19 protein-coding genes are annotated in these 20,120 nt (G+C 69.4%); 10 read left to right on the forward strand and 9 right to left on the reverse strand.

What is annotated here, in order from left to right; genetic code table 11:
- Positions 1-370 precede the first annotated feature (370 nt).
- Both ACTIMO_RS02715 and ACTIMO_RS02720 read left to right on the forward strand, forming a co-directional pair.
- Positions 371-1,219 (forward strand): DsbA family protein, encoded by an 849-nt coding sequence (locus ACTIMO_RS02715; protein WP_448181410.1) that lies wholly within the window; start codon positions 371-373, stop codon positions 1,217-1,219.
- A gap of 64 nt (positions 1,220-1,283) precedes the next feature.
- On the forward strand, positions 1,284-3,356 hold the full coding sequence (locus ACTIMO_RS02720) for a cytochrome c oxidase assembly protein (RefSeq protein ID WP_448181411.1): 2,073 nt from the start codon (positions 1,284-1,286) through the stop codon (positions 3,354-3,356).
- 118 nt (positions 3,357-3,474) lie between these two features.
- Here ACTIMO_RS02720 and ACTIMO_RS02725 read toward each other — a convergent pair whose 3' ends face one another.
- Entirely contained in the window at positions 3,475-3,852 is a 378-nt protein-coding gene (locus ACTIMO_RS02725) for a winged helix-turn-helix transcriptional regulator (RefSeq protein ID WP_055766518.1), read from the reverse strand.
- A gap of 59 nt (positions 3,853-3,911) precedes the next feature.
- On the opposite strand from ACTIMO_RS02725, the gene ACTIMO_RS02730 reads away from it, so the two are divergent.
- Positions 3,912-4,751, forward strand: coding sequence for an SDR family oxidoreductase (locus ACTIMO_RS02730; protein ID WP_448181412.1), 840 nt, complete (start codon positions 3,912-3,914; stop codon positions 4,749-4,751).
- An 85-nt stretch (positions 4,752-4,836) separates the two neighbouring features.
- On the opposite strand, the gene ACTIMO_RS02735 is transcribed toward ACTIMO_RS02730, so the two are convergent.
- The 3 genes from ACTIMO_RS02735 to ACTIMO_RS02745 form a co-directional block, all read right to left on the reverse strand.
- Positions 4,837-5,577, reverse strand: a complete 741-nt coding sequence (locus ACTIMO_RS02735) for a GAF and ANTAR domain-containing protein (protein ID WP_448181413.1) — start codon at positions 5,575-5,577, stop codon at positions 4,837-4,839.
- Positions 5,578-5,789: 212 nt separating this feature from the next.
- The gene (locus tag ACTIMO_RS02740; RefSeq protein ID WP_055766510.1) at positions 5,790-6,443 is read right to left on the reverse strand and encodes a DUF3105 domain-containing protein; all 654 of its coding nucleotides are present in this window, start codon (positions 6,441-6,443) and stop codon (positions 5,790-5,792) included.
- A gap of 126 nt (positions 6,444-6,569) precedes the next feature.
- Positions 6,570-7,232: a DUF305 domain-containing protein gene (locus ACTIMO_RS02745; RefSeq protein WP_055766507.1), complete on the reverse strand. Its 663-nt coding sequence runs from the start codon at positions 7,230-7,232 to the stop codon at positions 6,570-6,572.
- Positions 7,233-7,382: 150 nt separating this feature from the next.
- Here ACTIMO_RS02745 and ACTIMO_RS02750 point away from each other — a divergent pair, with 150 nt between their 5' ends.
- The 3 genes from ACTIMO_RS02750 to ACTIMO_RS02760 are packed head-to-tail and all read left to right on the forward strand — an operon-like array spanning position 7,383 to position 10,264.
- On the forward strand, positions 7,383-7,709 hold the full coding sequence (locus ACTIMO_RS02750; RefSeq protein WP_448181414.1) for a metal-sensitive transcriptional regulator: 327 nt from the start codon (positions 7,383-7,385) through the stop codon (positions 7,707-7,709).
- A gap of 52 nt (positions 7,710-7,761) precedes the next feature.
- Positions 7,762-7,986: a heavy-metal-associated domain-containing protein gene (locus tag ACTIMO_RS02755; protein WP_055766500.1), complete on the forward strand. Its 225-nt coding sequence runs from the start codon at positions 7,762-7,764 to the stop codon at positions 7,984-7,986.
- Between the two features lies 1 nt (position 7,987).
- Positions 7,988-10,264: a heavy metal translocating P-type ATPase gene (locus tag ACTIMO_RS02760; protein WP_448181415.1), complete on the forward strand. Its 2,277-nt coding sequence runs from the start codon at positions 7,988-7,990 to the stop codon at positions 10,262-10,264.
- Between the two features lie 153 nt (positions 10,265-10,417).
- On the opposite strand, the gene ACTIMO_RS02765 is transcribed toward ACTIMO_RS02760, so the two are convergent.
- Positions 10,418-11,428: an EamA family transporter gene (locus tag ACTIMO_RS02765; RefSeq protein ID WP_448181416.1), complete on the reverse strand. Its 1,011-nt coding sequence runs from the start codon at positions 11,426-11,428 to the stop codon at positions 10,418-10,420.
- Between the two features lie 88 nt (positions 11,429-11,516).
- Here ACTIMO_RS02765 and ACTIMO_RS02770 point away from each other — a divergent pair, with 88 nt between their 5' ends.
- The 4 genes from ACTIMO_RS02770 (at position 11,517) to mmsB (ending at position 16,219) form a co-directional block, all read left to right on the forward strand.
- The gene (locus tag ACTIMO_RS02770) at positions 11,517-12,062 is read left to right on the forward strand and encodes a CGNR zinc finger domain-containing protein (RefSeq protein ID WP_055766498.1); all 546 of its coding nucleotides are present in this window, start codon (positions 11,517-11,519) and stop codon (positions 12,060-12,062) included.
- Positions 12,063-12,276: 214 nt separating this feature from the next.
- Entirely contained in the window at positions 12,277-13,395 is a 1,119-nt protein-coding gene (gene chvE / locus ACTIMO_RS02775) for a multiple monosaccharide ABC transporter substrate-binding protein (protein ID WP_055766495.1), read from the forward strand.
- A gap of 71 nt (positions 13,396-13,466) precedes the next feature.
- Complete coding sequence (mmsA, locus tag ACTIMO_RS02780; protein ID WP_055766492.1) at positions 13,467-15,014, forward strand: multiple monosaccharide ABC transporter ATP-binding protein; 1,548 nt, start codon at positions 13,467-13,469, stop codon at positions 15,012-15,014.
- A complete protein-coding gene (gene mmsB, locus ACTIMO_RS02785) occupies positions 15,011-16,219 on the forward strand; it encodes a multiple monosaccharide ABC transporter permease (protein WP_422390852.1) in 1,209 nt (402 codons plus the stop codon). The genes mmsA and mmsB overlap by 4 nt, the downstream gene beginning before the upstream one ends.
- Before the next feature lie 126 nt (positions 16,220-16,345).
- Here the strand turns inward: mmsB and ACTIMO_RS02790 are convergent, their stop codons facing one another.
- Genes ACTIMO_RS02790 through ACTIMO_RS02805 form a run of 4 tightly spaced genes read right to left on the reverse strand, consistent with a single transcriptional unit; the run spans position 16,346 to position 20,077 of the window.
- Positions 16,346-17,974, reverse strand: coding sequence for an AAA family ATPase (locus ACTIMO_RS02790; RefSeq protein WP_448181417.1), 1,629 nt, complete (start codon positions 17,972-17,974; stop codon positions 16,346-16,348).
- A 50-nt stretch (positions 17,975-18,024) separates the two neighbouring features.
- Positions 18,025-18,402: a hypothetical protein gene (locus tag ACTIMO_RS02795; RefSeq protein WP_082471184.1), complete on the reverse strand. Its 378-nt coding sequence runs from the start codon at positions 18,400-18,402 to the stop codon at positions 18,025-18,027.
- A gap of 47 nt (positions 18,403-18,449) precedes the next feature.
- Positions 18,450-19,058, reverse strand: a complete 609-nt coding sequence (locus ACTIMO_RS02800) for a hypothetical protein (RefSeq protein ID WP_448181418.1) — start codon at positions 19,056-19,058, stop codon at positions 18,450-18,452.
- A gap of 53 nt (positions 19,059-19,111) precedes the next feature.
- Positions 19,112-20,077, reverse strand: coding sequence for an alpha/beta hydrolase (locus ACTIMO_RS02805; RefSeq protein WP_448181419.1), 966 nt, complete (start codon positions 20,075-20,077; stop codon positions 19,112-19,114).
- Between the last annotated feature and the right edge of the window lie 43 nt (positions 20,078-20,120).

Here is a 20,120-nt window from a genome sequence, read left to right on the forward strand (position 1 = left end):
CGGTCTTCGGCGCGGACTTCGTGGACGTCGGTACAGCAGGCATCGTCATGGACCAGTCATCGGTGCACCGAGGTGCAGGAGAACCAGGCCTTACCGGCGCCACGCTGACGCAACCACTCGACGACCTGGCCGACGGCCCGTTCATCGTGCACCGCGGGTCCTGTCCCGGACCGACGTCGATGGCCGGTTCCCGTCCGACAACACCCCGACGAGCTCGAGCCGCTGCCCGAGTGGACCACGCACCGTGGCTCCCCGGTTCTCGCCACCCTTCCCGGCGGCCGGAACGGCAGCCTCATCCGGGGCACCCCTCTTCATCGCCTGATGGTCAGCGCCGGGCCCACCCGCGCCGACCCCGTCACCAAGGACCACCATGAATCGTTCATCAGCAGCATCATCATCGGCACGGCAGACCGCTCAGCGCGTACGCCTCGACCACGAACGGGGGGCGAAACGCTCCCGCCTGCTCCTGCGCTGGGGCATCGTCGGAGGCCTCGCAGCCCTTCTGGCAGTCGTCGCCGTCGTCATCGTCGCCACGAGCCGGGCGGGCATCCCGACCGCCGGCCCCGCACCGGCCTACGGCAATCAGCACGGGGGCATCACCCTCACGTCTCCCACCCAGCTCATACCCGGGGAGGACCGCGACGTCGACGCCGAGACCGTCGCCCTGCCTGACGGGACCAGCGCGGCGACCATCACGCCGGGCGGGGTCACGGACCCCGGAGGACAGGGACCGGTCCCCGTCATCGCCTGGGTCGACGTCAACTGCGTGCACTGCGCGGACTTCGAGAGCGCCTACGCGGAGCAGATCCGGTCGTGGCTGCAGAACGGCGACATCACCATGGAGTACCGCACCGTCGCCTTCCTCGACCGGAATTCGACCACCGCCTACTCCTCCAGGGCAGCCAACGCGCTCTCCTGCACAGCCGAAACCTCTCCCCAGGCGTACCTGCCGTTCCTGGCAGCCCTGTTCGCGAACTTCCCGAACGGAGAACTGGACAACAGCGACCTCGCCTCCCACGCGGAGGATACGGGGGCCGAGGACATCACAGCCTGCCTGGAGGAGGACACCTTCCGTCCGTGGGTGAGCTTCGTCAGCAAGAGCGCATCAGCCGATGGGATCACCGGCACCCCCACGGTGTACGTGGACGGCAAGGAACTCGCCTCCCCCGCCGACTTCGAATCAGCAGTCACCACCGCCATCGCGGCCCGCAATGACTGAGCCGGGATCCCAGCGGCAGGAACAAGGGCCCGCGGCAGAGCCGGCGGAGCCGGCTAAAGGACAGGTGCCGGTCGAGCGGACCGTCGTCGTGGCCGCAGGGGGGACCGGGACGAAGGGCCGGCGCCCAGCACCGGAACGGGCGGTCCTGCAGGTCGTCCTGGGTATCGCGCTTCCCCTGGGACTGGGGGCGACGATCCTGGCCATGTACGTCACGGAAGCCCTGACCACCTATCGGACGACGATCCTCGATCCCGGTGATTTCGTCGTCCACGCCCGCCCCCTGGCCCGCGTGCTGCAGGACTTCAGCGCAGCGTTCACCATCGGCTTGCTCCTGCTGTGCTCGGTCGCCCTGCCCGGCGCCGAAGCGAACAGGGCCATCATCGGGTTCGCCCAGTGGAAGGCCCTGAACTGGGCGTGGCTCTCCTCAGGTGTCTGGTTCGTCTCGTCGGTCGCATCCCTGGTGTTCATCGCGGCGGACACGGCAGGCCAACCGATCAACACCGAGGAATTCTTCCCGCTCTTCATGTTCTTCATCACCGAACTCGATCTCGGCGAGATCCTCCTGGTCGCCCTGCTGGCCGTCTTCCTGCTCGTGACGTTCCTGCCCATGGTGCGCTCGAGCACCGGGGCCGGCATCATGCTGGCCGTAGCCGTGATGGGGGTTCTCCCGCTGGCGTGGGCCGGACACGCGGCGGGCTCCGACGATCACGGCAACGCGGTCAACTCCCTCGCCCTGCACCTGGTCGGGGTCTGCGTGTGGGTGGGCGGTCTGGCCGCGATCCTGCTGCTCGGCTTCCGGCTCGGCACGGACACAGGTCGGGTCCTGCGCCGGTACTCGACCCTGGCCCTCCTGTCCTTCACCGCGGTCGCGTACTCAGGGATCATCAACGCCCGCCTGCGCATCGGCCCCTGGGAGAACCTCGCCACACCTTACGGGCAGCTGATCGTCGTCAAGATCCTGGCCCTGGGGGTACTCGGACTCGCCGGCTGGTACCAGCGCCGTCGCATCCTCCCCCGCCTCGACGAGAACCCGGAGGATCGCCGCGCCCTGACTCTGTTCGGGGCATCCGAGGCCGCGCTGATGATCCTGACCATCGGGATCTCCGTGGGCCTCGCCGCCAGTCCCCCACCTGTACCCCAGGGATCGATCGCCGACGTCGACCTGCGGCGGTCCCTCCTGGGCTATCTCTGGCCCGAGCCGCTGACCATTCCCCATTTCCTCGGAGCCTGGCACCCGGACTGGGTGGTCAACCTCTTCATCGTCGCGGCCGCCATCGCCTACATCCGTGCCGTGATCATCCTGCGCCGCAGGGGAGATCTGTGGTCGCTGCCTCGGACCGCCGCGTTCCTCGCGGGATGCGCCCTCCTCATCTGGCTCACCAGCGGCGGCCCGGCCGTGTACGGGAAGACGAGCTTCTCCGGGCACATGATCCAGCACATGGGCCTCATGATGTATGCGCCGATCCTCCTCGTCATCGGTGCGCCGATCCTCCTCCTGCTCCGTGCCACCCCTGCACGCACGGACGGCAGCAGGGGCCTGCGTGAATGGACGCTGTGGATCTTCACCTCCCGCTACAGCCACTTCCTCACCAGACCTCCCGTGGCAGGCTTGCTGTTCATCGGGAGCCTCATCGGGTTCTACTATTCGCCGGCCTTCGAGTTGTCCCTGTCCACCCACCTCGGGCACGTGCTGATGTGCATCCACTTCATCCTCACCGGATACCTCTTCGCCTGGGTACTCATCGGGACAGACCCCGGCCCGGCGCGTGCACCGTTCCCGTTCCGCCTCATCATCCTGCTGGCCACCATGGCGTTCCATGCCTTCTTCGGGCTGTCCCTGCTCAACGGCACGGAGATCCTCGCACCCGGGTGGTGGGCGGATCTGCAACTGACGAATCAGGAAGCGCTCCTCGCCGACCAGCAACGAGGAGGAGCCATTGCCTGGGGTGTCGGCGAGCTGCCCACGCTGCTCCTCGCACTGGCGGTCGCCGTCGCGTGGAGGAAGGACGACCAACGCCGCGCACTCCGCGAGGACCGCGCCGCGGACAGGAACGGTGACGCCGCCCTCCGCGCCTACAACGACCATCTTCACCAGCTGCACACGGGAGCTCCCCCAGCACCACCGGAACACCCCTGACGGGTCGTCGCCCGGGTATCGGTGCCTCCGCAGGCCGGCCGGCGCCTCCACGGGATCGGTCACCCGACGCTCCCCGCCCCCGCCCCGAGGCGGGGGCGGGGGGCGGGGGTGCGATCGGCTAGGACAGGGCAGGGGTCGTGCAGGACGACGGCAGGACGACGGCGTCGTCCGTCCGGACGTCGGGGACGGAGCCGGCCCACGCATTCATCGCTTCGAGGACTGCTCGCAGGTCGTAGCCGATCGGGGTGAGCTCGTACTCGACCCGTGGTGGGATCTCGGGGTAGACCGTGCGGGTGACGATCCCGTAGGTCTCGAACCGGCGCAGCCGGTTGGTCAGCGTGTGCGCACTGATACCCGGTAACGCGTTCTTCAGATCCGTGAAGCGCAACGGTCCGTTCAAGAGTTCCCGCACGACGAGAGTTGCCCATGGGCCATCAAGCAGTGTCAGGAACCGGGCTATCCCGCACTCGGGCCACACCTCCGGCGTAAACGACATGGATGGTCTCCTTCCAGTGCAGTTGACGTAACCAATGCATCATATGCACTAATGGGCGCATGACCTTCATCATCCACGGAGCGACCGGCGCCCAGGGCGCTCCCGTCGCTACCGCACTCCTTCAGGCAGGCCGCTCCGTGACCGCCGCCGTCCGCAACCCCCAGACCTACCAGCAGGGCCCCGCCGTCGCCATCGACCTCTCCGATGCCGCAGCACTCGCCGACGCGTACACCGGCGTCGACGGGGTCTTCGTCCACCTGCCCCTCGGCTCGCCCGGGCAGCAGCTCGAACTGGCCCGGACGATCATCGCCGCCGTGGACGAAGCCCGGCCGGCCCGTGTCGTCTTCTCCACCAGCGGGTACGACCTCGGGGAGGGCGAGGACAGCCCGCACGGTGTCCTGATGCGCGGCCTGCTCGATACCGGCGTGTCGACCGCGATCATCGCCCCGCGCCTCTACCTCGAGAACCTGCTGCTGCCACCGGTGATCGCCGCCGCCCGTGAGCACGGCGTCCTGCCCTATCCGATCCGGGCCGATTATCGCGTCTCCTGGAGCTCGCATCTCGACGTCGCCGACGTCGCCGCGCAGCTGTTCGACCGGGTGGACATCACCGGCACCATAGCCGTCGGGGCACGTCCCGGGCTTCTCGGTGATGACCTCGCCGCGGGCTTCGCCGCCTACCTGGGACACCCCGTCCGTTTCGAGTCACAGACGCCGGATGCCTTCGGCGACTCACTGATCCCGGCCTTCGGGGCCGACGCCATGACCCCCGTCATCGACTCGTACCGTGCGCGGTCCACCCAGCAGGATGACGTCATCGACGCGAGCCGCAGTGCGCAGACACTCCTCGGGCGTCATCCGCGCTCCGTCGAGACATGGCTCCGCGACACGAACGCCTGACCCTCACGGCCCGGATTCCACCCAGCCGATGCAGCGCACGACGCCCACGCCCGGTCGACCTCCCGAGCGGCGGGTTCGCCCGCCCTCAGGCGTCGAAGTGTGTCTCGGGGAGTTGCTGGCCGATCGATGCGACCACGGCGGCCGCGATCTCGGCCAGTTTCACATTGCGCCCGCTCGAGGCCGCCTTGAGGATGGTCATCGCGGTGTCGTGGCTGCAGCGGTTCTGGCCCATGATGACGCCGGCCGCCACGTCGATGGTGGTCCGGGAGCTCATGGCGTCCCGGAGCTGCTTCCCGGTGTCGGAGAGGTGGGCCACGCGCACGGCCAGGCGCAGCGACTGCGATGCCTCCCGCGCCAGATCGCTCACCGCGGTGATCATCGCGTCATCGAAGGCTCCGGGCTGCGGGGAGTACAGGTTGAGGCCGGCCGCCGCGAAGCCGTCGAGGGGGATCGGCACACCGAGGGCGGATCTCAACCCGTGTCCGGCGACCGCCGTCGGGTACTCGCCGAAGCGTGATTCCTCGCGGAAGTCCGTGACCACGTAGACCTGACCCTCCCGGGCGGCGCGGATGCAGGGGCCGTCGTCGAACTGGTACTGGATCTCGTCCATCAGCCGAGCCTGCTCGCTGCTGCTCGCCACCGTGCCCTTGGACCGAGGCCTCAGCAGGGTGATCCCACACAGCATCTCGGCACCCTCGGAGGAGAGCCTGTCGGCGGCGAGCCCGGCCAGGCCATCGAGGAACTGGTGGATGTCGGGGCTCTCGAGCACCATGTCCTGCAGCATCCGCGGCAGGCTGACCTCACCAAGGATCCTGTCGTCAGTCATCACAGCGCCTTCCCTCACCTTCGGGCCACGTCCGCGCGGTCCGCTGAGGTCACGCTACCGGGCCGGGTCGCCCGGATGGAAGGCTGGGATTTCCGCCCCGGACACGTGGGCGCGCTGTACGACGGCGACGGCGCGCCCGCCCTGGACCGGGCGGGCACGTGCGCGGTACGACGACGGCGCGCCCACTGCGGACGGACCCGGGACCGGTCCGACTAGGAGGCGCGACCCGCCGGCGTGAGGCCCCCCGAGCAGGCGGCGCCGGGCTCGCGGGTCTGCTCACCCTGGATGTACTTGTCGAGGAAGGTGGCGAGACGGGCATCGTCCGCGGAGTCGACCTTGAGCTGGAGGCCCCAGGCGCTGGCCGCGATCGGGGTGTCCAGGTCGGGGTACGGGCTGAGCAGCACGTAGGACCGGGTCCCCACGAGCTCCGTGAGCTTGTCGATCTCGGCCTGCCCGATCTCCGGGTCGTACGTGATCCAGACAGCGCCGTGCTCCATCGAGTGGACGGAGTTCACGTTCGGCACGGGCTCGGTGTACACACCGCAGTTCGTCCAGATGGGATTGTGGTCCCCACCGACGGGTGGGGCCTGGTCGTACTCGACCTCACCCTCGACGTGGTTGAAGGTCACGTCCGGGTACTCCTGGATGCCTTCGATGGGCTGGGACGCCGCCGCCTCGCGCTCCTGGTTGACCTGGACCTGGTTCACGATCACCAGGGTCACGGCGATGATGACGGCCAGGATCACGGCACCGATCCCGCCGAAGATGAGGGCGTTGCGCTTGCGCTCACCGGCCCGCTGCTCGGCCTGGATGGCGGCCAGGCGCGCTTGGCGGTCCTGGTTCTCCTGTGATCGCTTCTTGTTCAACGGTCGTCCTTCAGTGCTGGGGGTCTGCGGCAACGGCCGCGGATCGGGTGGCGCCGGAACCCAATGTACCGGCGGGTGCTGCCAGCCCTCGAACCGGCGGGCGCGCGGGTCGGGTCGACGGTTCGGTCAGAGCTTGTCGAGCAGGGACTCCATCAGCGTGATCTCCGACTGCTGCCCCGACTGGATCTTCGATGCGAGGTCGCGGACCTGGTCGGTGGTCCCCAGCTCTGCCCCTGCCTTCGCCATGTCGACGCCTGCGACGTGGTGGGTGATCATGAGCTGCAGGTAGAGCCGCGCGGCGTCGTCCCCGGATGCGGACCTCAGCTCGTCGAGTTGCTGCTCGGTCGCCATGCCGGGCATCCGGCCGTCCGCTTCGAGCATCGAGCCGGACCCGTCCGACTGCCCCATCTGCATCCCGCCGTGATCGCCGGAGGCGCCGGCCATCCACTCCATCCGGGGTTGGGTGCTGCTCTGCGACAGGCCCCACTCCTCCAGCCACGCGTACATCTGGCCCGCCTGCTGCTGCTGCGTGGTGGCGATGTCGTAGGCGACCGCCCGCAGCGTCTCGTCGTCCATCTCGTCCCGGACGATCATGGACATCTCGACCGCCTGGTGGTGATGGACCTGCATGTCGCGGGCGAAACCGGCATCGGCACTGGTGGTGCCCGGATGGGTGGGCGCGGCGGACAGGCGACCTGCCGAGAAGGCGAGGGCGAAGAGCGCGACGACGGCGAGCGCGGACAGGGCGAGGAGAACGCGTTTCTGCCAGCCCGACAGCGAGATGTTCATGGTGTCCTTGGATCGGTGGGGTGCCGGTTGACCACCGTACGGCATGCTGCTGGACGTTCCCGCAGAACGGCCGTCGAAGCAGCGGAATGAAATCGCCACTGGTCCGGTTATACCCCCCGAGGGTATAGTCGAGAGCATGCGAGGACCACGATGACCACGAGGACCCGTGCTGAGAACAGCGCACCCCACGGCTACACCGCCGACAAGGAGGCCTACCTCAAACGCCTGCGCCGGATCGAGGGCCAGGTGCGCGGTATCGCCCGGATGGTCGACGAGGACAAGTACTGCATCGACATCCTGACGCAGGTCGCCGCGGTCAACAAGGCGCTGCATGCGGTCTCCATGGGCCTGCTCGAGGAACACATCTCGCACTGTGTCGTCGGCGCGGCACAGGAGGCGCAGTCCTCCGGTGACGACACCGCCGTCCAGGACAAGGTCCAGGAAGCGACGGCCGCCATCGGCCGTCTCCTCCGCTGACACCCCACCCGCCGGAAGAACCCGGCACCCCACCCGACTCAAGGAGAACACCATGACAACGACCACCATCGGCATCACCGGGATGACCTGCGGCCACTGCGTCAGTGCCGTGAAGAGCGAACTCGGGGGGCTCCCCGGCGTCGAGACCGTCGACGTGGACCTCGTCAACGGCGGTACGTCCACCGCCACCATCTCCTCCTCAGCACCACTCGGTGCCGACTCGATCGACGCCGCCGTCGCCGAAGCCGGCTACACCGTGGTGCCGTCGGAGGCCTGAGATGGCCGCGCAGCAGGCCCCGCTCCGGAACCCGGGATCGGGAGGGGCGGGCATCGCCGGGGAACAGCGCGTCGTCGAACTCTCCATCCAGGGCATGACCTGCGCCTCCTGCGTGGGCCGCGTCGAGCGCAAGCTGGGCAAGCTCGACGGCGTCGAGGCGAGCGTCAACCTGCCGCTCGAATCCGCCGTCGTCCGGGTCCCCCCGAGCGTCAGCGACCAGGACCTGATCAACACGGTGGTCGCCACCGGGTACGGCGCCCACGTGGTGCGGCCCGAGCACGACGGCGAGGGCGGTCACGACCACGACCACACGCCGTCGCTGCTGGGCGCCCGCCTGACCCTCGCGGCCGTGCTCTCCGTGCCCGTCCTGCTGATCTCGATGGTGCCCGCACTGCAGTTCGCGAACTGGGGCTGGGTGGTGTTCGCCCTCTCCCTGCCCGTCGTGACGTGGTCGGCGTGGCCGTTCCACCGTGCGGCCGCCGTGAACGCGCGCCACTTCGCCTCCACGATGGACACGCTCGTGTCCATCGGCGTCACCGCCGCATTCCTCTTCTCCGCCTGGCAGCTCCTCGCCGACCCGACGCTGACGCAGCACGCCGGCATGGCCGGTATGGACATGACGGAACACTCGCTCTACTTCGAGGTGGCCGCCGTCGTCGTGACCTTCCTGCTGCTCGGCCGCTTCCTCGAGGCGTCCGCCAAGCAGCGGGCCGGGAACGCCCTGAAGTCACTGCTGAGCCTCGGCGCCAAGGAAGCACACGTGCTCCGCACGGTGGACGGCGAGCGCACCGAGGTCACGCTTCCCGTCCACGCGCTGATTCCCGGGGACGAGTTCGTGGTCCGCCCGGGCGAGAAGATCGCGACCGACGGCGTGGTGGCCGAGGGCCACAGTGCCGTGGACACCGCACTCCTGACGGGCGAGAGCATCCCGGTGGAGGTGGCTCCCGGTGATGCGGTCACGGGCGCGACGATCAACACGTCCGGCAGGCTCGTGGTCCGCGCCACGCGCGTCGGCTCGGACACCGCGCTGTCCCACATGGGCCGCCTGGTCAGCCAGGCGCAGAGCGGCAAGGCGCGGATCGCCCGCCTCGCGGACCGCATCAGCGCCGTCTTCGTGCCCGTGGTGCTCGTGATCGCCGTCCTCACCTTCGTTCTGTGGCTCGTGCTCACCGGGGACCTGGATGCGGCCTTCACCGCGTCCGTGACCGTGCTCGTCATCGCCTGCCCGTGCGCCCTCGGACTCGCGACCCCGACGGCGCTCCTCACCGGCACGGGGCGCGGCGCCCAGCTCGGTATCCTCATCCGCGGCCCCCAGGTCCTCGAGGAAACCCGCACCGTGGACACCATCGTGCTCGACAAGACCGGTACCGTCACCACGGGAACCATGGCCGTGGACGACGTCGTCGTGCTGGCGGACCTGCCCGCGGCCGCCCTGCTCGGGCTCGCCGGAGCGGTCGAGGCGCAGAGCGAGCATCCGATCGCCCAGGCGATAGCCCGGCACGCAGCCCGGGCAAGCCGGCTCCCCGAGGCCACGGCCTTCGCGAGCGCACCCGGTGGCGGCGTGCGCGGGACGGTCGACGGCGTGACCGTCACCGCCGGGCGCGCCTCGTGGCTGGAGCACAACGGCATCCGCCCGACCGCCGGCCACCTCGCAGCGTTCGCCGCGGCTGAAGGGACCGGCACGACGGCGGTGTGGGTCGCCGTCGACGACGCCGTGGCCGGATTCATCGCCCTGTCCGACACGGTGAAGGACGGCTCCGCTGCCGCGATCCGGCGGCTGCGGGACCTCGGGCTGCGCCCGGTCCTGCTGACGGGTGACAACCGCGCCGTCGCGCTCCAGGTCGCAGCGGCCGTGGGAATCGACGCCGCCGACGTCCACGCCGGCGTCACGCCGGAAGGCAAGGTGGACGTGGTTCGGGATCTTCAGGCGGCAGGGGCCACGGTCGCGATGGCCGGTGACGGCGTGAACGACGCCGCGGCCCTGGCGCAGGCCGACCTGGGTATCGCGATGGGTTCCGGCACCGACGTCGCCATCGAGGCCGCCGACCTCACGGTGATGGGGAACAGCCTCGAGCAGGTGGCTCAGGCCATCGAACTCTCACGGCGCACGCTCGGCACCATCAAGGGGAACCTCTTCTGGGCGTTCTTCTACAACGCGGTCGGCATCCCCGTGGCGGCGTTCGGCCTGCTGAATCCCATGCTCGCCGGGGGCGCGATGGCTGCCAGTTCCGTCCTCGTGGTCCTCAACTCGCTCAGGCTCCGCCGCTTCGGGCGGTAGACCGCGGCGCGGCCTCCCGGTGGCTGCTCCGGGCGGCAGGCCCCGAGCGGGGCGGGCAGGCGTGGGGTATCGGCTCTTATGCAGGGCGCAGCATCTGCCGGCTCGTCACGGACGGGGACCATGCCGACAGGCGACCGGGTCGCGGTGCATCCGTCAGACGCGCGGCAGTGGCTCCACCGGGTTGGGAACGCCGGGTCGGCCGCTCGTCTCGTCCACTGTCTCGTCCACTGTCCCGTCGACTGTCTCGTCCACGGCTGCGGACCGGAGTTCGTCGAGGCGCACGCACACGACGCCGGCGACGATCAGCAGTCCGCCGAGCAGCTGCACGGCAGCGGGGAGCTCGCCGAGGATGAGCCACGCCGCGACGACGGCGAACATCACCTCGGTCAGGGCCACGAAGCTCGCCACCTTCGACCCGAGACGCCGGGCGGCGAGGATGCCCGTCACATAGGCCGCGACCGTCGCGACGAGCACGAGGACCGCCACCGGGACCAGCCAGCTGTAGGTCTGCCCGGCCAGCTGGACATCGGAGAAGACGAAGCGGAAGGGCATGATGTTCGTCAGTCCGAGGACGAGGATCACGCCGGAGGCGACGACCATCCCGCCGCCGGCCATGACGATCGGCGGCAGGGACTCGTCCACCCGGGCCGACATCAGGAAGAACACCACGAGGCAGACGGCGGCCGCGAGCCCGAAGAGGATCCCCACCGGGTCGAGGCGCGTGTCCCCGGCGAGGTCCAGCACGAGGAGCAGTCCCAGGATCGCCGTGACGGAGCCGATGATGGTGAGCGCCCGGGGCGCCTTCCGCGAGGTCAGCCAGAGGAACCCGACGAGGAGCACGGGCGCGAGGTACTCCAGGAGCAGCGACACCCCGACGGACATGCGCTGCACGGCGTTGAAGTAGAAGAGCTGGCAGAGGGCGATCGCCGTCGCGCCGTAGATCGCGATGGTGAGGGCGTTGCCGCGCACCGTCGACCAGCGGCCGTGCAAGGCGATCAGTGCCGGGACGAGGAGCACGACGGCGGCCCCGCCGATGCGGAGGCCGACGGCGGCGCCGGGGCTCCAGCCGATCTCGAGGAGGGACTTGGCGAAGGGCCCGGAGACGCCGAACGTCGCAGCCGAGACGAGGGCTATCCAGAGGCCGGCGGCGGGTCGCAGGGTCACGTCCGCTCCCTTCGGGTCGATGATTGGTGTCAGGACTGACAAGTGGTTATGGTCGTGACATTAGAGGTGCACGCTGTCAGGAGTCAACATGTCTTTCACCTATGACACGGAGGTGGCGCTCTCCTCCGCCGCCGCGCTCATCAACACCGGGAAGGATGACGCGGATCCCCTCGCCACCCTCGAGGGCCTCGACCGGTTCCTGGCGGAGCAGCGGTTCACCGGCTCGCGCACCCATACCGATGCCGAACTCGCCTCGGTGCGGACCCTGCGCGCCGAGTTGGAGGTGATCTGGTTCGCGGAGGAGGACGACGCCGTCGCCCTGGTGAACGCGATCCTCCGCCGTGCGAAAGCGCTCCCCCAGCTCGTGCGGCACGACGAGTGGGACTGGCACCTGCACGCCACCGCACCGGAAGCCCCGCTGGAGGAGCGCATGGCGACCGAGGCGGCCATGGCCCTCGCCGACGTCATCCGCGGACACGAACTCGACCGCCTGCGATCCTGCGCGGCGGAGGACTGCGACGGCGTGGTGCTCGATCTCAGCCGCAACCGTTCGAAGCGGTTCTGCGACACCGGCAACTGCGCGAACCGCACCCACGTGAAGGCGTACCGGGCCCGGCGGGCGCGCTCCGCCTGAGCCCCGGCCCCATCTCAGTTGCATAACGATCGCCATCGGCCTTGATGTAACGCGCATCACTGGATATGTTGTCTTCGCCTACATATTGTCGACATCCCATCGACGGGGCGCTACAGCGTTGTACCAGCTCGATCCGCCCGGACAGCGGACCGCCTGCCGCCATCAAGGCCGCACCCGGTCCGCCGACGCCCGGATCCCTTTCGAAGGCTCGACCATGACCACGATCAAGAAAGTTTCCGCCGCCCTGCTGGCCGTCGGCGTAGCAGCAGGCCTGTCGGCCTGCGCGCCCGCCGGATCCACGCCGGCCGCCGACGGCGATTCCGCCGCCACCTGCAATGTCGGTATCTCCATGCCCACCCGCAGCCTCGAGCGCTGGATCAACGACGGTGAGGGACTCAAGGAGAAGCTCGAGGCCGCGGACTGCACCGTGGATCTCCAGTACGCGGATAACAAGACGGACCAGCAGATCAGCCAGATCCAGAACCAGGTGGCCGGCGGGGCGAAGATCCTCGTCGTCGCGGCCATCGACGGACAGACCCTCGGACCCGCCCTCGAGGACGCTGCGTCCCAGGACGTCAAGGTCATCGCCTACGACCGACTGATCAACGGCACCGAGGCCGTGGACTACTACGCCACGTTCGACAACTACAAGGTGGGCCAGCTCCAGGGCCAGTTCATCGAGGAGCAGCTCGGCCTGGCCGACGGCAAGGGCCCCTTCAACCTCGAGCCCTTCGCCGGCAGCCCGGACGACAACAACGCGGCCTTCTTCTTCGCCGGCGCCTGGGACGTCCTCCTGCCTTACGTCGAGTCCGGCCAGTTGGTCGTCCCCTCCGGGAAGTCGCCGGCGGACAATGACGGCTGGAAGGCCATCGGCATCCTCGGCTGGGGCTCCGACGACGCCCAGGCCGAGATGGACAACCGCCTGCAGTCGTTCTATACCGGCGGTGACAAGGTCGACGTCGTGCTCTCGCCCAACGACAGCCTGGCGCTCGGCATCGAGGCGTCCCTGGACGCCGCCGGCTACAAGCCGGGTACGGACTGGCCGCTCATCACGGGGCAGGACGCCGACGTCGCCAACGTCAAGGCGATCCTGGCCGACCAGCAGTCGATGACCGTGTGGAAGGACACCCGCGAGCTCGGCGGCCAGGTCGAGTCGATGATCCAGGCGATCGTCGCCGGCGAGGAGGTCGAGGTCAACGACACCGAGACGTACGACAACGGCACCAAGGTGGTCCCCTCCTACCTCCTCGATCCCGTGGTCGTGGCGAAGGACGACGTCGAACCGACGCTCGTGGAGTCCGGCTTCGTGAAGGCAGCAGACATCGGTCTCTGACCACCGGGTGGCAGCACGGGGCGCGGCGACGAGCCGCGCCCCGTGCTGCCCTACAGCGAAGCGAGAACAGCATGAGCAACGTCATCCTCGAGATGAACGGCATCGTGAAGGAGTTCAACGGCATCCGGGCCCTCGACGGCGTCTCGGTGAGCGTGGAGCGCGGCGAGGTGCATGCCATCTGCGGTGAGAACGGCGCCGGGAAATCCACCCTGATGAAGGTGCTCAGCGGCGTGTACGCGCACGGCAGCTTCGATGGCACGATCACGATCGACGGCGAGCCGGTGGCGTACGGCTCCATCAACGACAGCGAGCGTGACGGCGTCGTCATCATCCATCAGGAGCTGGCGCTCAGTCCGTACCTGTCGATCGCGGAGAACATCTTCCTCGGCAACGAGGTCCAGCGGGGCGGGGTGATCGACTGGAACAGGACGAACCTGCAGGCCACCGAGCTGCTCGCACGCGTGGGCCTGCAGGAGAACGCCGCCACGAGGGTGCTCGAACTGGGCGTGGGCAAGCAGCAGCTCGTGGAGATCGCGAAGGCCCTGTCGAAGGAAGTGCGGATCCTCATCCTGGACGAGCCGACGGCGGCGCTCAACGACGACGACTCCGCCCACCTGCTGGGCCTCATCGACCAGCTGCGGAACCAGGGCATCACCTCGATCATCATCTCCCACAAGCTCAAGGAGATCCGGGCGATCGCCGACACCGTCACCGTCATCCGTGACGGACAGACGATCGAGTCCTTCCCGGTGAAGGACAGCGATGACATCGAAACCCGGATCATCCGGGCGATGGTGGGGCGCCCCCTCGACCACCAGTTCCCCCCGAGGACACCGGAGATCGGCGAGGAGAAGTTCCGGGTCGAGGACTGGTCGGTGCATCACCCCATCGACGTGGAACGCGTCGTCGTGGACCGGGCGTCCTTCCACGTCCGGGCCGGCGAGATCGTCGGTTTCGCAGGCCTGATGGGTGCGGGTCGCACGGAACTGGCCATGAGCATCTTCGGCCGGTCCTACGGGACCGGCATCTCCGGACGGGTCTACAAGGACGGCAGGGAGATCCAGACACGGACCGTGGGGGAGGCGATCCGGAACGGGATCGCCTATGTCACGGAGGACCGCAAGCGCTACGGCCTGAACCTGATTGGCAGCATCACGGTCAACGTCTCGGCGGCAGCCCTCGGCAAGCTCGCCCGGCTGGGGATCATCGACCGGAACAGGGAGTACGCCGTCGCGGACGAGTACCGCAAGCAGATGAACATCAAGACGCCGAGCGTCTCCTCCGTCGTCGGGAACCTGTCAGGCGGGAACCAGCAGAAGGTCGTGCTCAGCAAGTGGATCTATTCAGGACCGGACGTTCTCATCCTGGATGAGCCCACGCGCGGGATCGACGTCGGCGCCAAGTACGAGATCTACGGGATCATCAACGAGATGGCGGCCCAGGGGAAGGCGGTCATCGTCATCTCCAGTGAGCTGCCCGAGCTGATCGGCCTCTCGGACCGCATCTACACCATCGCGGAAGGCAAGCTCACCGGCGAGCTGGATCGCGCCCATGCCACCCAGGAGGAGCTCATGCGCTACATGACCGCCGCCAGGAACGAAGGAGCACAGGCCTCATGACCACCGCCACTCCCGAGCAGGCCACTGCTCCCGTCCCACCGCGCCCGGATCCGGTGAGGAAGAAACGGCGACGGGTCGACATGCGCCAGTACGGCATCCTCGCCGCGCTCGCCGTCATCATCGTGCTGTTCCAGGTCCTCACCGGTGGCCGTCTCCTGTACCCCGGGAACGTCAGCAACCTCATCCAGCAGAACGCCTACGTGCTCATCCTCGCGATCGGGATGGTGATCGTCATCATCGCCGGCCATATCGACCTGTCCGTAGGGTCGATCGTGGCGACCGTCGGTGCAGTGGCAGCGCTCTCGATGAACAGCTGGGGCCTGCCCTGGGGCGCGGCGGTCGCCCTGTCACTGCTCGTCGGAGCACTCATCGGTGCGTGGCAGGGGTTCTGGGTCGCCTTCGTGGGGATACCCGCCTTCATCGTGACGCTCGCCGGCATGCTCGTGTTCCGCGGCGTCGCCCTCGTGCTCCTCACGGGCGGCACCATCAGCGGCCTGCCCCGGGCCTTCAACTCCATCGGCTCCGGCACGCTCCCGTCCACCGGCACTCCGGATCTCATCACCCTCGGCATCGGGGCCCTCGCCTCGCTCGCCCTGGTCGTCCAGCAGCTCAAGGGCCGCGCTGACCTCCGCCGCCTCAACCTCCCCCGGGAGCGGACGCTGTCCTTCGTCCTGAAGACCGCCATCGCCGTGGTCGCCATCATGTACCTCTGCTACCTGCTGGCGTACAACCGGGGCACACCGATCATCCTCATCATCCTGGCCACGCTCGTCCTCCTCTATTCGTTCCTGCTCTCGCGCACGGTGTTCGGACGACACGTCTATGCCATGGGAGGGAACCTCTACGCGGCCATGATGTCCGGCGTGAAGACGAAGTGGGTCAACTTCTTCATCTTCGTGAACATGGGTTTCCTCGCCGGTCTCGCCGGGGTGGTCAGCACCGCCCGCGCAGGCAGCGCCGTCGCCTCCGCGGGCGGCAGCTTCGAGCTCGACGCGATCGCGGCGGTCTTCATCGGCGGCGCCGCTGTCCAGGGTGGAGTCGGGACGGTGATCGGTGCCGTGATCGGTGGCCTGGTGATGGGCGTCCTCAACCAGGGACTGTCGATCCTCTCGGTGGACGCAGCCTGGCAGCAGGTCATCAAGGGCCTCGTCCTCCTGCTCGCGGTGGCGTTCGACGTGTATAGCAAGCGCAGGACCGGTCGCTGAGCCCGCCCGGCGGTTCCATGATCGACGACGTCCTTCCTGGGCGTCCTGCCTCGGGCGGAGACGGGCGGTGGCCCGTCCCCGCCCGAGGCATGAGCCCGAGCACCGTCGACCGCGTGCGGGAGCGGGTCAGCCGGTCGTGCGCGGCCCCGCGTCAGGCGGCGCGTCCTCCCTCGATTCCGACGGCGGCACCACGGCGTCGACGCCCTCACCCGGGAAGCCGTCCTCGGAGTACCCGCCGTCGGCGAACCCCGGCCGGCCCGTGAAGACCTGCCCGGTCGTGGCCGGCATCGGCGTGTAGCTGCCGGCAGACCTGAGATGACCCGGTCCCGCGGGGAACGATGGATCGGGATACGATCCTCCGGGTCCGGGGTCACCCTCCCCGCCGGGCCCGCCGCTGCCGAGCAGGCTCCTCGTCAGGGCGGCTCCGTCCGACATGAGTTCCTCGACCGCGGCGAGGAGGTGCCCGTCCGTGACGGGACCTCCCTGCAGGGCAGCCGCGAGGACGGTCCTGCGGACGAGCTCGCGGGTGAAGGACGCCGTCGTACCCTCGGTCCGGCCGGCTGCCACCCCGATCCCCGCCCCCGTCAGCGGCAGTCCGGCCGCGTACAGGCGCAGCAGCGCCGCCCGTTCGGTCTCGGCAGGCAGGGGTACCTCGACCGCGAGGTCCACGCGGCCCGGCCGCTGGGCGAGCGCCCGCTCGAGCATGTCCACACGGTTGGTGGTGAGGACGAAGGTGACGTCGGCGTCGGCGTCGAGCCCGTCCATGGCATCGAGGACCTCGAAGAGCAGGGGCTGCGGCCCGTGGCCGAAACTGCGGTCCTCGGCGATGAGGTCGCAGTCCTCGAGCACCACGATCGAAGGCTGCAGCGCGCGCGCCATCCTCGCGGCCTCGCCCACGTGGGCGAGCGTGCCGCCGGACAGGAGGATCGCCGTCGTCCCCTCGCTCGCGGCGAGCAGGAAGCGGACCGTGTGGGTCTTGCCCGTCCCGGGCGGTCCGTAGAGCAGGATCCCCCGCTTGAGATGCTGGCCCGCGGCCACGAGCGCCTCCCGATGGGCGGCGATGCCCAGCGCATGTTCCGTGACCCTGGCCAGCAGGCCTTCGAGCAGGATGACGTCCGCTGCGGTGATCCGGGGCCGGTGGTGGAAGGTGACGCCGGCGGTCTGCTGGCCGAAGTCGTCGCCTGCGAGCGAGAGGACCTGGCCCTTCAGGACGCTCTCGGTCTGCATGCGCCGGCGGAACTCCGCGAGGAGCGCGGCCGTCACGCCCGGCTCCGCGCAGAGCACCTCGAGCGTGGCCGTCTGGCGGCCGAAGCGCGGCTCCGCCCTGCGCTGGAGGAGGGCGACGGCGACGCCCCCACGCTCGAAGAGCCGGAGTCCGAAGGCCACGGTCTGGCGCTGCTCGTCCGGGCCGATCGGGAGGTTCGCGTAGTCCGGCTGGGCGAGGGGGAAGTTCGGGTACATCTGGGACTGCTGGAGCATGTCGCTGAGCGACATGTGGTTGCGCTGGTCCCCGCCCCCGATGCCCACGAGGCGCGCGTCCCCACCCATGAGGCCGGTGAGGACGATGTCCGCATCCACGAACCGGTGCGCACTGACGTCCTCGAGGACCACGGCCACGCCACCGGCATCCGTGCCGAGATGGGCCGTCAGCGTGTCGAGCAGTTCCCTCCCGCGCGCCGACTGCGGCTGGGCCTCCTGGACCAGGCGCACCATGGTGCCGAAGTCCGTGACGAACCGCGCTGTGTCATCCCCCATGGGGGGAGGTTAGCAGCGCCGTCAAGGGGCGGTGCCGGCACTGGCCGGAGCTAGGTGTCCTGCCGGGGGAGCCGTTCGCCGTACCGGGGTTCGCCGTCCGGCTCCGGGGCGGTGGCGGGACGGGCCGCGCCCGGCTTCGGGTCCGGCTTCGCGGAGGAACGGTTGACGCCCGAGCCCTTGCTGAGGTGCTCGGCGTTCGGCGTCTCGGCCATCATGAGCATGGCGCAGATGACCAGCGAGGCGATGAACGCGATACCGGCCGCGGTGAAACCGAGATCCACCCGCAGCACCCTGGTCCCGCCGCCGGTGGCGAAGATCGACGTCGCCGTCCCGGCCACCACGGCCAGCACGGCTGAGAACACGAGCGGAGCCTTGATGCCGTGGCGGAACCGCCCCTGCGTGGGTTTCCCCGGTCGGCGCTTGGCCACGGGCACTCCTTCCGGTGATGCGTTGTCTTCTACGAGCCGTAGAGCTTCTAGTTTACGGGGTCCGCTCCGCCGTGGGCGCCCGAAGTGCCCGGTGCGCTCAGCGCTGAATCGTGCCGGTAGCTGAGGGCCGCGATCGCGAGGACGACGGCGGACAGCAGCGCCCCTCCCCCGGTCACGCCGAGGAGGGCATGGGCGCCCAGTCGCTCGACGAACGGCAGGAGGGCACCGGTGGCGATGGACACGATGCCGACGATCACGAGGTCCCGGGCTGCGGGATGGCTTCCGAGGCCGAGACCGCGGATCAGTTCCGCGAGCCCTGCGACCACGAGGGCGACCGCCCCGGCGAAGGCGAAGGTGCGATCATCGACGAACGCGATGCTCGCGATCCCGGCGCCCAGCAGCAGCCCCCCGCCGATGTCCGTCAGGAGGGACGTTGAGCCCCAGTGCGCCTGGCGGTGCGTCCACAGGTATACGGCGCCGCCGAGCAGGAGGTAGAGGCCTCCGGCAATGGCCATGACGAGTGTGGACGGCTCGCGCCAGAAGATGGTGACGAGCCCGAACACGGCGCCGACCACGGCGCGCGCGAGGAACGGCTTCCACGCGGTCGGCGCAGCTGTGTCGGGGCCGAGACCGGAGGCGGTCGGTGCAGCAGCCATCAGGGGCCTCTCGGGAGGAGAACGGTGGCCGGGCGGTCTCCGGCCAGTCCAGTTTAGTCCTGCCGGCGGCGCCCCTCATCGCCGGTGTCGGAGCCCGCGAAGAGCGCTCCTCGCAGTGCCTCCGCCTGCGCGCGCCAGAAGTCGCGGGACACCGGCTTGCGCGCGAACAGGGTGTCGAATCCATGGAAGGCTCCCTCGACCAGCAGGAGATCGCACGGGACTCCCGCTGCCTGGAGCCGCTGCGCGTACGTCGTGTCCTCGTCGAGGAAGAGATCCAGCGTCCCGACGCCGATCCAGGCGGGAGGAAGTCCACGCAGGTCCTGGCGCCGGGCCGGAGCCTTGTAGGCGGAGACGTCGGCGCCTCCCGGCGGCTCCCCCAGGTAGGCACTCCAGCCGAAGCGGTTGCTGCCCGGCGTCCAGACGCGGACGTTCCGGGTGTCCAGGTCCGTGCGCGTGACGGTGCGGTCGTCGATCATCGGGTAGACGAGGAGCTGGAACGCGGGACGCACTGCACCGCGGTCATGGGCCATCAGCACCAACCCGGCCGCCAGGCCCCCGCCCGCGCTCTGCCCGCCGACGGCGATCCTGTGGGGGTCGATGCCCAGCTCCTCGGCGTGGGCAGCCGACCAGGTCAGGGCGGCGAAGGCGTCCTCGAGGGCCGCCGGCGCCGGATGATGCGGCGAGAGGCGGTACCCGACGGACACGACGGTGATGCCGAGCGTCCTGGTGAAGGCGATGTTGGTGGCGTCGTCCTGGCTGTTGTCCCCCAGGATCATGCCGCCGCCGTGGAGCCACAGCAGCGCGGGGGCTGCACCCCGCACAGACCGCGGACGGATGATGCGCAGCGGCACCCCGGCCGCACCGTCAGGCCCGGGCACGACGACGTCGTCGATGGTGAGATCCTCCGGCACCTCCCGCCGTCGGCTTCGTGGCCGGTTCGCAATCGCCGCGAGGCGCGGTCCGAAGGAGAACGGAGGGATCCAGCGGCCGAGGGCGAGGTCTGGATGGAACACGGTCATGGCGGAGGTCCTTCGAACGGAGGCGGTCGCGTAACCCTACGCT

This window comes from Arthrobacter sp. CP30, from assembly GCF_053470025.1.